Source organism: Bradyrhizobium sp. 153 (assembly GCF_023073835.1).
In the GTDB taxonomy this organism is placed as follows: Bacteria; Pseudomonadota; Alphaproteobacteria; order Rhizobiales; family Xanthobacteraceae; genus Bradyrhizobium.
Map to the genome: position 1 here is coordinate 1 of NZ_JADPKH010000053.1, position 13,121 is coordinate 13,121.

Here is a 13,121-nt window from a genome sequence, read left to right on the forward strand (position 1 = left end):
GCTTGAACAGCAGCGCCTCGGAAATAGCAGCGGCGGCCGCCACGCTCTTGGTCGTGGTGCCGTTATAGCCGTGTCGGGCAAAGCAACGTTTCGCGGCACCGAGGATCAATTGACGCCTCAGGTCGCTCGTCATACGCAATGAGCTCATGCTAGTGAGTAAGCACTCACCCACGCAAAAGTCAAGCACTATGCTGCATCGCAACCTCTAGATTGGGTCGAAACTGGCTCGCGCACACGGCGCACGAGCAGGACGACGACATCGGCAAGGCCGGCCCTAAATCGGCCGGAAGCCCAGGTCGCCGCGGAGCCGGTTGACGATGTAGGTCCCGTCCCGGGTCGGCAAGATCCGCTCAACGCTGGCGCTGTCGATCTTCACATTGGCAAAGCGTGGCCCCGCGGAAACGTCGTGGACGGCTTTGGCGAAGGCCTCGACCTCGGCCATGGTCGTGACGGCCCGGCTGTCCTCGATGCCGCAGGCCCGGGCGATGCCGACGAGGTCGGCAGCCGCGAAGGTGTGGCTGGTCTGGCCGCCGGTCTCGCCATAGGCCTCGTTGTCGAGCACGACGATGGAGAGATTGGCCGGCTTCTGCAGCCCGATGGTGGCCAAACTGCCCATGCCCATCAGCATCTCGCCATCACCGGTGATGACCAGCACCGGCAGCTTTGGCTGCGCCAGCGCGAGCCCGAGCCCGATCATCGCAGCTCCGCCCATGCCACCCCAGAGATAGAAGTTGCGCGCGTGGTCGCCGGCCGCGCACATGTCGTTGGTGGAGGCACCCAAGCCGCCAATCGCGATCACATCCTTGCGCTCCGCGAGCAGCGTGGACACCACTTGGCGGCGGTCGAGGAGATTGGCCTTGCTCATTTGGTGAAAACCTTGGCACCGATCAGGCGCTGCGACAGAAGGACGGCGGTGGGAGTGAGTGCGTTATAGGCCTGCGCTGCGGCCGCCTCCAGCACGGCCGGCACCTCGGCCGGGTTCGAGGCGCGCAGCACCTTGACGCCGGAAAGCTCGAACACCCCCTGCGTGGTCGACCCCATCGGCACCTGCCACGGATTGAACTCGCCCCACTCGCCCCGCATGGTCACGAGCGTGAGGAACGGAAAGCGCAGGATCGGGATCAGCGACAGCATGTTGATGCAATTGCCGACACCGCTCGACTGCATCAGCAACACGCCGCGCTGTCCGCCCGCCCAGGCGCCGGCGAGAAGTGCCACGCCCTCCTCCTCCGTTGTCAGCGGAATGCCGCGCATCGTGGAGGAAGCCAGCACGCGCTGGATCAGCTTCGAGTGACCGGCATCGGGCACGTACGGCACCTGCCGGACGTCGAAGCGCTGCAATGTCGCGAAAATATCGTCGGGCCAAAGAACACTTGCTTCCGGGGCCGTGTCGGGAGCGTCAGCGCGCGCGTGCATTTTCCTGTCCGGTCAGCTAGCAAAGACGGCGCGACTGTAGACGCATGCGCGCGTCGGCCAGAACAACAAAAACGGCATATCGGCTTTAACCGGCGAGTATAACGGAATGAACGCAGATGCGAAGGAGCTGGCGGCAAGCTTCGATCTCGAGAAGCTGACGCCTGAGTTCTACGACGACCCCCTATCCGACCTACCGTGCACTGCGGGAGAACGAACCGGTCAAACGCCTACCGAACGGCACCGTGTTCCTGACCCGCTATGACGATCTCGTCACCACCTACAAGAACACCAAATCGTTCAGCTCGGACAAGAAGCGCGAGTTCGCGCCGAAATACGGCGACAGCCTGCTCTACGAGCATCACACCACGAGCCTCGTCTTCAACGATCCGCCCTCCCATACCCGCGTGCGCCGCCTGATCATGGGCGCACTGTCGCCTCGCGCCATCGCCGGCATGGAGGGCGACCTCATCAAGCTGGTCGACGGCCTGCTCGACGCCATCGCCGCCAAGGGGGCTTGCGAGCTGATCGAGGACTTTGCCGCCTCCATTCCGATCGAAGTGATCGGCAATCTGCTCGACGTGCCCCACGAGGAACGCGCGCCGCTGCGCGACTGGTCGCTGGCGATCCTGGGTGCGCTCGAACCGGTGGTGTCGCCCGAAGCGGCCGCGCGCGGCAACAGAGCGGTGCAGGACTTCCTCGCCTACCTCGAGACGCTGGTCGCGCGCCGGCGCCGAAAGCCCGGCAATCCCGAGCGCGACGTGCTGACGCGCCTGATCCAAGGAGAAGGGAACGGCGAGGAGAACGGCGAGCGGCTGACCGAGAAGGAGCTGCTGCACAATTGCATCTTCCTGCTCAATGCCGGCCACGAGACCACCACCAACCTGATCGGCAACGGCCTCGTCGCGCTGCACCGCAATCTGGACCAGAAGCAGCGCTTGATCGCCAACCCCGACATGATCAAGACCGCCGTCGAGGAGATGCTGCGCTACGAGAGCTCCAACCAGCTCGGCAATCGGATGACCACGGAGAAGGTCGAGCTCGGCGGCGTCATGCTCGACGCCGGCACCTCGGTGACGCTGTGCATTGGCGCGGCCAACCGCGACCCCGCACAGTTTCCGGAGCCCGAACGCTTCGACATCGCGCGCACGCCGAACCGGCACCTCGCCTTCGCCACGGGCGCGCATCAATGCGCGGGCATGGCCCTGGCGCGGCTGGAAGGCGCGATCGCGATCTCGCGCTTCCTGGCGCGCTTCCCGAACTATGCCGTGACCGGGCAGCCGGTGCGGGGCGGGCGGGTCCGGTTTCGCGGCTTTTTGAGCGTGCCCTGCGCGATCGGATGAAGCCTCCAAACAAAAATGACGAAAACAACCCCATGCACAGTAGGGAACCCTCTGATATTTCTGGCAATCGGGAGGGGCCAACCATCGGACGCATGAAGGCTTCCGAGGCGGCAAGCTGATACCTAGATCAAGTTGAGGGCCGCCGGCGGTGCAGTCGGTTGACGCCCCCGTGCGCGGCAATGGAGTGACGACAGATGAGCTCGTCGGTCCTTGATTTCATCGCAACAGAAGCACGCTTTGGAGCCCACAATTACGAGCCGATCGGGGTCGTCCTGTCCCGCGGCGAAGGTGTCTCGGTGTGGGATACCGAAGGCAACCGTTATCTCGATTGCCTCTCGGCCTATTCGGCGGTCAGCCAGGGCCACTGCCACCCCAAAATTCTGGCAGCACTGGTCGAACAGGCGCACAGGCTGACGCTGACCTCGCGCGCCTTTCACAACGACCAGCTCGCCTTATTCTACGAGGAAATCGCGGCGCTCACCGGCTCCCACAAGGTGCTGCCGATGAACAGCGGCGCCGAGGCGGTCGAAAGCGCGATCAAGTCGGTCCGCAAATGGGGCTACGAGGTGAAGGGCGTGCCGGACGGCCAGGCCGAGATCATCGTTTGCGCCAACAATTTCCATGGACGCACGCTGGGCATCGTCAGCTTTTCCACCGATCCCGAGACACGCACACACTTCGGTCCGTTCGCGCCTGGCTTCAGGATCATCCCGTTCGGGGATGCCGCGGCGCTGGAAGACGCAATCACGCCGAACACCGTCGCCTTTCTGGTCGAGCCGATCCAGGGCGAAGCCGGTGTCGTCATTCCTCCAGCCGGCTATTTCACGAAGGTGCGTCAGCTCTGCACGGCCAACAACGTGATGCTGGTGCTCGACGAGATCCAGACCGGGCTCGGCCGTACCGGCAAGCTGCTCGCCGAACAGCACGAGGGAATCGAGGCGGACGTGACGCTGCTCGGCAAGGCCCTGTCCGGTGGCTTCTACCCCGTGTCGGCCGTGCTCTCGAATAACGACGTGCTCGGGACGCTGAGACCCGGACAGCATGGTTCGACCTTTGGCGGCAATCCGCTTGCCTGCGCGGTGGCGCGCGCGGCGATGCGCGTGCTGGTCGAGGAAGGCATGATCGAGAACGCGGCCAGGCAGGGCGCGCGCTTTCTCGAAGGCTTGAAGGGCATCCGTGCCAACACGATCCGCGAGGTGCGCGGACGCGGCTTGATGCTGGCGGTCGAGCTGCATCCAGAGGCCGGGGGAGCACGCCGTTATTGTGAGGCGCTCCAGGGCAAGGGCATCCTCGCCAAGGATACTCATGAATACACGATCCGCATCGCCCCGCCGCTGGTGATCACCAGCGACCAGGTCGACTGGGCGCTGGAGCGGCTCGCCACCACCCTGACCCAGGATTTCTCTTGAGGCTGCCTGCGTCGGAAGATCGCAATGCCGGCCGCGGTCAAGAACGAACGATCCCGCCATCTGTGCGTTGAAGTTCGTGGGCGATGACGAGCTGGGAGCTAGAACCATGCTTCCGCGTTGCGTTTGCCTTACGGCTTTTTTAGTTGGTGTCTCGGTGCTGGCGACGAGCGCCGGCGCTTTCGCCCAAGGACTCGGACACGGAAGGGGCGGACCACCCGGTCCGGCCGCAGCACCGGCGGCTCGGCCAGCAGCACCACCGGCCATGGCCCATCCGGCGGCGCCGCCAGCCATGGCACGCCCCGCAGCGCCGGCTTTCCATCATCCCCCGGCCATGCAGCGGCCGGCCATGCCGCAGCGACCAGCCATGGCGCCACATCCGGCGCCGCGTATTGCCTCACCGCCACCGCGCCCGTCCCCACATTTCGCTGCACCGCCGCGGGCAGCCCCGCACGTGGTGACACCGCGGCCTGAATTCCATCGGGCGCCGGCAGCACCGCAACGTCCGGCCATGGCGCCTCGGCCAATGCCGCACATCGCGGCCCCATCGCGCCCCAGCGGACCGCCGGCCGCGAGCGAGCGGCTGTCGCGGCGGGATCAGATTGAACAGCGCGCGCAACAGCGCCAGCAGCAAGTCCAGCAGCGTGAGCAGATGGTGCAGCAGCGGCAGCGCGAGATGCTGTCCCGCCAGACGACGGAGCGTCAGACCCGTATCGAACGACTCCAGCAGCGTGTGCAGCAGTTGCAATCGCAAAAGCCGGAAAGCGTGCGGGCGCAACGCCTGCAGCAAAGGACGCTCCAGGCGCAGAACCGCTTGCTTGATCGTGAGCAGCGCGCGCAGCAGAGCGACCTGGCGCGCCAGCAGCGGCTTGGCCTCCAGGCCCCGGCCGCGCGCACCCCGACCACCACGACCACCGCGCAGGCTGCTGAGCGCGGGCGGTTTGCCGCGCGCTTCCGTGAGCAGGCCAATCCGCAGACCCAAGCGGCCCTCCTCACCCGCCAGAGCGGCTGGGCTCCCCGGCAGGCCTGGCGTCACCGCCATCCCGCGGCTTTCGTGGCGTGGCTTGGGCCGGTGTTCTGGCCATACGCCTATTCCGACATTTTCAACTACACGTTCTGGTCCTATGCTTATGAGCCCGGCTATTGGGCGTACGCGTATGACGATTTCGTCGACACCGTGTTCTGGGGCGGTGACGGCCCCTATTCCGCCTATGCCAGCACCAACCCGTATGACTATCCGCAAGCCGGCGGCGGCCGCCGGGCGCGCCCGCGCGCCAGCGTGAGCCCGCAGACGCTACAGCAATTGTGCGGCACACCAGACAAGGGCGTGACGGCTTGGCCGCTTGCCGATATCGCGAAAGCAGTGCAGCCGACGCCGGAGCAACGCGCGCTGCTCGACGAGTTGAAGACCGCGGCGGCCAACGCGGCCGCCGTGTTCAAGGATTCCTGCGCGGAGACTTATGCATTGACGCCGCCTGGCCGCCTGCGCGCGATGATGAATCGCATCAGCGCGACACTGGAAGCGGTCAAGATCGTGCGACCGGCACTGGAGAAATTCTACAACTCGCTCAGCGACGAACAGCAAGCGCGCTTCAACGCGCTTGGGCCCCCTGTCGGCGACCGCTCGTCACAGCAGCAGGAAGCCAGTGCCGAGGGTTGCGGCGATCCGAAGTCCGGCCTGACCCAGTTGCCGATCGAACGCATCGACGCCGTTGTCCGTCCGGCAGGCAAGCAGAAGGATGCGCTCGAGCGCTTGGACGATGCGACGAAGCAGGCAGTCGCAGCACTGCAAGCCGTCTGCCCGGACAGTGTGCCGTTGACACCAGTCGGACGCCTGGAAGCCATGGCGGATCGTCTCCAAGCCATGCTCGCCGCCGCCAAGCTGGTGCAACCCGCACTGGACGAGTTCTACGCGACGCTGAGCAGCGAGCAGAAGGCGCGCTTCAATACGCTGCAACAGGTTGCAGGACAGTAAGGGCAGCGCGCGCGTGACCTACACCACCGTCTTGTGCCGCGCGATGCAGGTGCGCAGCACCTCGTCCATCGGTTTGGCCCACCAGTCATTGGAGAAGATTTCGATCTCCGAATAGCCGGCAAAACCCTGCGCTTCGACCGCTTGACGCACGGATTTGATGTCGATGACGCCGTCGCCCATCATGCCGCGGTCGTTGAGGATGTCCTTGGTCGGCACCATCCAATCGCAGACGTGGAAGGCGAGCAGGCGATCTTGGCCGGCGCGCGCGATCTGGCCCATCAGCTCCGGATCCCACCAGATGTGATAGACGTCGAGCGCAACGCCGAGCATGCCGCTGCGGCCGGGGTCGAGCCGGTCGCAGATGTCGAGCGCCTGTTTTGTGGTGTTCACGCAGGCGCGGTCGGCTGCATAGGCCGGGTGCAACGGCTCGATCGCCAACGGCAGGCCTGCCTGCTTGGCGTAATCGAGCATCTCGGCCAGCGCTTCCTCGACCTGCCCGCGCGCTGCGGCGATGTCCTTCGAGGCCTTGCTGCCCGGCCGCGAATATTGCGGCAGGCCGCCGACCACGAGTACGATGCAGGGCGCGCCGAGCGCCTTCGCCTCATCCACACAGCGCCGGTTGTCGTCGCGCACTTCGCCCCGGCGCGAACAATCCGAGGTGAACATGCCGCCGCGGCAATAACCTGAGAGATCGAGGCCGGCGTCGCGCACGGCGCGTACCGCGCGGTCGAGCCCGACAGAAGCAACCTGGTCGCGCCAGGGATCGATGGCGCGGATGCCCTGCTTCGCACAGGCATCGATGATCTCGATGAGGTCACCCTGCTTGCGGACCGTCGCCGTGTTCAGCGACAGCCAGCGATGGTCGGACGAGAAATCGCGCATCAGGATTCAAGTCCGTGCGAGGCCAGCACAGTCTTCATCCGCTGTGTCGCGAGTTCCGGATTGGCGAGCAGGCCCGCTTGGTCAGCAAGGCGAAACAGCTCGGCCAGATGCAGCATCGAGCGCGCGCTCTCCTGGCCACCCACCATGGTGAAGTGGTCCTGGTGGCCGTTGAGATAAGCCATGAACACCACCCCGGTCTTGTAGAAGCGCGTCGGCGCTTTGAAGATGTGGCGCGACAAGGGAACGGTCGGTCCCAGCACGTCGTGGAAGCCGGCTTCATCGCCGGCCGCCAGCCGCGACAGCGCGTAGGATGCTGCCGGCGCGATGGCGTCGAAGATGCCAAGCAGCGCATGCGAAAAGCCTTCGCTGTCCCCGGCGATCAGCTCCGCATAGTTGAAATCATCGCCAGTGTACATCTTGATGCGCTTGTCGAGGCGTCGGCGCATATCGATTTCACGCTGCTTGTCGAGCAGCGAGACCTTGACGCCGTCGACTTTGGCAGCGTTGGCGTTGATGATGGCGACCGCAATATCCATTGCGTTGTCGAGATCCTTGGTACCCCAATAGCCCGTCAACGCCGGATCGAACATATCGCCCAGCCAGTGGATGATCACGGGCTCTCGGACCTGCGAGAGCACGCGATCATAGACCTTGGCGTAATCATCGGCATTGCGGCCGAGCTTGGAAAGCGCCCGCGACGCCATCAGGATGATGCGGCCGCCGACCTTCTCGACCGCCGAGATCTGCTCCTCATAGGCGCGGATCACGTCGTCGATGGTCTTGGCATCCTCGACCGCGAGATGGTCGGTGCCCGCGCCGGAGAACACCAGTGCGTTGCGACGCTTGGCGGCAGCGACCGACCGTGTGATCAGCTCCAGCGAGGTCGGCCAGTCCAGCCCCATGCCGCGCTGCGCGGTGTCCATCGCCTCGGCAACGCCGAGACCGAGGTCCCAGACGTGCTCGCGGAAGGCGATGGTCCTGTCCCAGTCGACAGCGACCGAAAGCCAGGGATCGTTGTCGGCGAAGGGGTCGGCGACCGTGTGCACGGCCGAGAAGGCGATGCGGCTCAGCGGGCCCTCGAGCTTTGCGGGAAACGTGCGCGAGGCCGCGAGCCGGTAGGTCTCGATCGAACGATCGGCCTTCGGCAGCTTGAGCGACAATGACGACATTGAAGGCGCAGGCTTGGGCTGGACGGGCTTGTTCATGATTTTTGACCTCTCTCCGTCATCGCGAGCGAAGCGAAGCAATCCAGAACGTCTCCGCAAAGAAAGTCTGGATTGCTTCGCTTCGCTCCTCGCAATGACGGCTCAACTGACACTAGGACTCGACTTCAGGCCGTGATCGGGGCGACGTCGATCCAGCGCCGCTCCTTCCAGCTCTTCAACGCGCACTCGGCGAGCTGCACGCCCTTGGCGCCTTCGAGCAGCGTGAACTTGTATGGCGCATCCTCGTAGACGTGGCGGATGAACATCTCCCACTGCTCCTTGAAGCCGTTATCGTAGGAGACGTTGTCGGGCATCTTCTGCCAGTCGCCGTAGAAATCGTGCAGCCGCTTCTCATCGGGATTCCACACCGGACGGGGCGTCGCCTGCCGGGCCTGGATCACGCAATCGGTGAGCCCTGCGACCGCGGAGCCGAGCGTGCCGTCGACCTGGAAAGTGACGAGGTCGTCGCGGTAGACCCGCGTCACCCAGGACATATTGATGTGGGCGATGACGCCGCCCTTGAGCTGGAACGTCGCGTAAGCCGAGTCGTCCGCAGTCGCCTTGTATTTCTTGCCCTGCTCGTCGTAGCGCTCGGGAATGTCGGTGTTGCCGATGCAGCTCACGCTCTCGACCTCGCCAAAGAGATTATCGAGCACGTAGCGCCAGTGGCAGACCATGTCCAAGATGATGCCGCCGCCGTCCTCGTCGCGGTAATTCCAGGACGGCCGCTGCGCCTCCTGCCAACCGCCTTCAAACACCCAATAGCCGAACTCGCCGCGCACCGAGAGGATGCGGCCGAAGAAGCCGGAGTCGCGCAGGAAGGCGATCTTCTTCAGGCCGGGCAGGAACAGCTTGTCCTGCACCGTGCCGTGCTTGACGCCCTTTGCGTTAGCGAGTTTCACGACCTCGACGGCCGCCTCGAAATTCGTCGCAATCGGCTTCTCGCAATAGACATGCTTGCCGGCATTGATGGCCTGGGTCAGAAGGCCCGGCCGGGCCTGCGTGGTCGCGGCGTCGAAGAACATGGTGTCGTTCTTGTCGGCGAGCGCGGCGTCGAGGTCAGTGGTCCAGCGCGTGATGTTGTAGCGCTTGGCTAGGGCCTCGACCTTGTCGGCGCTGCGGCCGACCAGGATCGGGTCGGGCATCACGCGGTCGCCGTTCTTCAAGCGGACGCCGCCCTGGTCGCGGATCGCGACGATCGAGCGGATCAGATGCTGGTTGAGCCCCATGCGGCCGGTGACGCCGTTCATGATGAGGCCGAGGCGTTGAGTGGTCATGCCAATTGCTCCTGAAGTGATTTTGGCTGTTCGAGCGGGCGAAGCGCCGACCAGTCCGGATGGACCGAGGTGGCGAAGCCCGCAGCATGAAGCGATCCCGTCAGGAGATCGCCGTCGTGAATGGAGAGACGGATGCCCTGCCCGGCATCGGCATAGAGATCGGGATGCAACGCCGCGAAGGCCGCAGCTTCAGCGGCGGGCGTATCGCCAAAGCCGTCGACATAGTGATGGCCGTTGCGTTCGGCATGAGTGACGCCGATCAGGGCACCGAGCGCAAGGTCCTGCTGCACGGCAAGGCCGGCTTGGCAGGTCAAATCCTCGGCGGTGACGAAGAACGCCTCGCCTTCCGCGCTCCATTTCGCCGCGCGCGTGGCGTTGACGATGGCCTTGTAGAGACCCTTGCACGATTTCGAGGAGATACCGCGATAGCCAAGGGCCCGCGCTGTGGGGAACGCATCGTAGCTATCGTCGGCTTCGTCGATGATGAAACCGCGCGCGCCGAGCGAGCCCAGTGGCGATTGCCTCGTGATGTCGCGCGGCATCGGCTGCTCGACATAGAGCAGGCGCGCGGCGATCGGCCGCAACGCGGGATCATGATCGAGGCGATCCACCAGCGCCTGCAACGCGGCGAGATCGGCGTATTGCTCGTTGGCGTCGAGCGACGCCTTGTAATCATGTCCGAGCGTATCGAGCTCCTTGCCGATCCGCGCCAGCCGCGCCGCGTCGGCGGCGGGATCGCCCGACAGCTTGAGCTTGAAATAGCGAGCACCGGCGTTCTCGCGTGAGTCGGCAACTCCGCCCTCACCTTCAACGGCATCATCAAGGCCGACGGTATGCCTGATGGCAACACGCTCCAGCCGCTTCCGGCTCGAGAGAAACGTTCTGATGTCCCTTTCGCTCAGGTCAGGCGACAGCCGCGCATCGATGCCCGCGATATTAGCGGCCATCCCATCGAAGAAGCTGGTCTCGGCGGCGCGGAGCAGGGCATCGAGGATCGCCTTGTCGATTTCCGCTGGACCATAGACCGCGGCAAGCGCCGGAATGTTCTTCTTCGCGCAGGTCGCGACCTGGGCGCCGATGCACGAGGCATGCAGATCGAACGCCGTCAAATATCCAGTCCGCGCCAGATAAAGTCCGCGCGCAATCTCCAGCGAGCGTCGCAAACCATCGACCGTCTGCGCCGGCGACAGCTCCGGCCGTTTGTCGAACCATTTCGGCACCAGCAGCTCGGCGCTGGCGCCGACCGCGCTTCCCTTGCCCTCGACCTCGATCTCGACCCGCACGAACAGCTGCGGCGTCGCGCTGATGGCAATCGCGCCAAAGCGGAACGGCCGCGCGAAATGCACGGGACGTTCGAAGAATGCGATATCTCGCAGCTTCAGACGGGGTGACATGGTCTAATGACAAAACGAGTTGAACTTGGTGCGAGCGGTATGGCCGCGGGCGACGCGCCTCTCCCGCTTGCGGGAGAGGTCGGCGCGAAGCGCCGGGTGAGGGTTCTATCCTCTTGGGGATTCTTGCCAGCCAAGACACCCTCTCCCCAGCCCTCCCCCGCAGGCGGGGGAGGGAGCGCACCGGCTTGGTGGTCGCGACCGAGATATCCCATGGCTTCAGTCCAATGCACCTTGGGAGAAGAAATGCTTGCGGATGCGTTGCACGAGCTCGGTGAACACGGGATCGGCCATCACGTCGAGCGAGCGCGGACGCGGCAGCGGCACATCATAGATCGCGGCGATCGCACCGGGGCGCTCGGTCATGACCAGTACGCGATCGGCGAGGAAGACGGCTTCCGGAATCGAATGCGTGATCAGCAGCACCGTCTTCCTGGTCTCGCGCTGGATCCGCATCAATTCGACGTTCATGCGTTCGCGCGTCAGCGCATCGAGCGCGCCGAACGGCTCGTCCATCAGCATGATCTTGGGATCGTGCACCAGCGCTCGGCAGATCGAGGCGCGCTGCTGCATGCCGCCGGAGAGCTGCCATGGCAGCTTCTTCTCGAAGCCTTCGAGCCCGACCAGCTTCAACAGATCCTTGGCGCGGGCGAGATATTTGTCCCGCGCCAGCCGCTTCATGTCGATCGGCAGCATGACGTTGTTGAGGATGTTGCGCCAGGGCAGGAGCAACGCGTTCTGGAAGACGATGCCGACATTGCCGTGCGGCGTCGTCACCCTCTCGCCCTCGACCAGGATCTCGCCCGTAGTCGGCGGCAGCAATCCCGAGATCAGCTTGAGCAGCGTGGACTTGCCGCAGCCGCTTGGGCCGACCACGACGAAGAACTCGCCATCATTGATGTTGAAATCGAGCGGCCGCAGCGACGGCACATCGCCGTCGCGCGTCCGGTAGGTCTTGGACACGCCGGACAGTTTGATGCCCGACGCATCGCCGGCACGGCCTAACACCAGACGCAGATGCGCGGCCGGCTGGATGTCACCTACCACCTTCGTTGCTGGGGTCATCTCGTCAAGTCCACTCGACAATGTGAGCCGTCATTCCGGGGCGGCCGAAGGCCGAACCCGGAATCTCGAGATTCCCCGGTGCGCAATTGCGCACCTGAGGTCTGGTCCTTCGGACCATCCCGGAATGACGGTGTTGTTATCTTCACGATCCGCTCTTCGGCAAATAGTCGTTGGTGTAGAACGCCTTCGGGTTCTCCTTGGCCTTGGCATCGAGGCCGCCATATTCGACGAGAAGATTGACGGTCTCGGTCATGTTCTGGTCGGTGACCTGGAACGGCCGCTTGCTCTTGGTGTCCGCGGTCCGGTAGAGCGGGATGGTCAGTTCGAAGCCCTGTGTCAGCGTATCGATCTTGCCGCCCTTGGGATTAGCATCGAGAATCGATTGCGCCGCGGCGTTCGGCTCCTTCTCGGCGGCCTCGACCGCTTTCGTCGTCGCCGACATGAAGCGGCGAACCAGATCGGCATTGGCCTTCACATAGTCGGTGTTGGCGATGATGCCTGACGAAACCATGTTGATGCCGTAGTCGGCGAACTTGATCGGATAGACGTCCTTCCCGGTGGCGTCCTTGATCTTCATCGACTGGTCCATGACGTAGCCGAGCAAGAGATCCGCCTGACCGTTGATGACGGCGTTGAGCTTGGTCTGGCCGTCGCCGGCAACGGTTTTGAAGTCGCTCTCCTTCAGGCCGGTCTTCTTCAGGAACAGCGGCCAGATCTGGGTCATGGAATCGGCCGGCGTGATCGCCACCGTCTTGCCCTTGATGTCTTCGGGCTTCTTGATGTTCTTGTCGACGAAGCCCATGGCGGACATCGGGCTGGTCTGGAGCAGCACGCCGGTCGCAACCACCGGCGCACCCTTGATTGCGGCCCGCATCATGGTGGGAACGTCGACATAGCCGAAATCGGCGGTCTTCGCCGCGACGGCCTGCGTGGTCGCAGCCGAGCCGCGGCCTTCCTGGATCTCGAGGTCGATGCCTTCGGCCGCATAGATGCCCTTGGCCTTGCCGTAATAGAACGGCGCGTGCTCGCCATAGACGTACCAGTTCAGCATCAGCACGACCTTATCGGCCGCCTGTGCCGGCATCGCCGCAAACACCATCAGCGCTGCCGAGACGACCCCTATCCACCGCTTCATCGTTACTCTCCCTTGTCGTTATTGCGTCG

Annotated in this window: 11 protein-coding genes and 1 pseudogene; 3 read left to right on the plus strand and 9 right to left on the minus strand. The window is 64.4% G+C overall.

The window, feature by feature from the left end:
* From IVA91_RS12745 to IVA91_RS12755, 3 genes are all read right to left on the minus strand, one after another.
* Nucleotides 1–148, minus strand: a 148-nt coding sequence (locus tag IVA91_RS12745) for a TetR family transcriptional regulator (RefSeq protein WP_247458828.1), incomplete at its 3' end; no start/stop codon positions are given.
* Nucleotides 149–274: 126 nt separating this feature from the next.
* Complete coding sequence (locus IVA91_RS12750) at nt 275–865, minus strand: thiamine pyrophosphate-dependent enzyme (RefSeq protein ID WP_247279326.1); 591 nt, start codon at nt 863–865, stop codon at nt 275–277.
* Complete coding sequence (locus IVA91_RS12755; RefSeq protein WP_247279325.1) at nt 862–1,416, minus strand: phosphonopyruvate decarboxylase; 555 nt, start codon at nt 1,414–1,416, stop codon at nt 862–864. The genes IVA91_RS12750 and IVA91_RS12755 overlap by 4 nt, the downstream gene beginning before the upstream one ends.
* 106 nt (nt 1,417–1,522) lie before the next feature.
* Here IVA91_RS12755 and IVA91_RS12760 point away from each other — a divergent pair.
* The 3 genes and pseudogenes from IVA91_RS12760 (at nt 1,523) to IVA91_RS12770 (ending at nt 6,137) form a co-directional block, all read left to right on the plus strand.
* Nucleotides 1,523–2,756 (plus strand): annotated as a pseudogene (locus IVA91_RS12760) (cytochrome P450).
* A 194-nt stretch (nt 2,757–2,950) separates the two neighbouring features.
* Nucleotides 2,951–4,165, plus strand: coding sequence for an ornithine--oxo-acid transaminase (rocD, locus tag IVA91_RS12765; RefSeq protein WP_247458814.1), 1,215 nt, complete (start codon nt 2,951–2,953; stop codon nt 4,163–4,165).
* A gap of 523 nt (nt 4,166–4,688) precedes the next feature.
* Nucleotides 4,689–6,137, plus strand: coding sequence for a Spy/CpxP family protein refolding chaperone (locus IVA91_RS12770; protein WP_247279322.1), 1,449 nt, complete (start codon nt 4,689–4,691; stop codon nt 6,135–6,137).
* Nucleotides 6,138–6,155: 18 nt separating this feature from the next.
* Here the strand turns inward: IVA91_RS12770 and IVA91_RS12775 are convergent, their stop codons facing one another.
* From IVA91_RS12775 to IVA91_RS12800, 6 genes are all read right to left on the minus strand, one after another.
* The gene (locus IVA91_RS12775) at nt 6,156–7,019 is read right to left on the minus strand and encodes a sugar phosphate isomerase/epimerase family protein (RefSeq protein WP_247279321.1); all 864 of its coding nucleotides are present in this window, start codon (nt 7,017–7,019) and stop codon (nt 6,156–6,158) included.
* Nucleotides 7,019–8,224 carry a dihydrodipicolinate synthase family protein gene (locus IVA91_RS12780; RefSeq protein WP_247279320.1) on the minus strand — a complete coding sequence of 402 codons (1,206 nt, stop codon included), beginning with the start codon at nt 8,222–8,224 and terminating at the stop codon, nt 7,019–7,021. Before IVA91_RS12780 ends, IVA91_RS12775 begins: the two co-directional genes overlap by 1 nt.
* A 125-nt stretch (nt 8,225–8,349) precedes the next feature.
* Nucleotides 8,350–9,501: a Gfo/Idh/MocA family oxidoreductase gene (locus tag IVA91_RS12785; protein WP_247279319.1), complete on the minus strand. Its 1,152-nt coding sequence runs from the start codon at nt 9,499–9,501 to the stop codon at nt 8,350–8,352.
* The gene (locus IVA91_RS12790) at nt 9,498–10,895 is read right to left on the minus strand and encodes a hypothetical protein (protein WP_247279318.1); all 1,398 of its coding nucleotides are present in this window, start codon (nt 10,893–10,895) and stop codon (nt 9,498–9,500) included. Before IVA91_RS12790 ends, IVA91_RS12785 begins: the two co-directional genes overlap by 4 nt.
* A gap of 216 nt (nt 10,896–11,111) precedes the next feature.
* Nucleotides 11,112–11,957 carry an ABC transporter ATP-binding protein gene (locus tag IVA91_RS12795; RefSeq protein ID WP_247279317.1) on the minus strand — a complete coding sequence of 282 codons (846 nt, stop codon included), beginning with the start codon at nt 11,955–11,957 and terminating at the stop codon, nt 11,112–11,114.
* Between the two features lie 142 nt (nt 11,958–12,099).
* On the minus strand, nt 12,100–13,092 hold the full coding sequence (locus IVA91_RS12800) for an ABC transporter substrate-binding protein (protein ID WP_247279316.1): 993 nt from the start codon (nt 13,090–13,092) through the stop codon (nt 12,100–12,102).
* Nucleotides 13,093–13,121 lie beyond the last annotated feature (29 nt).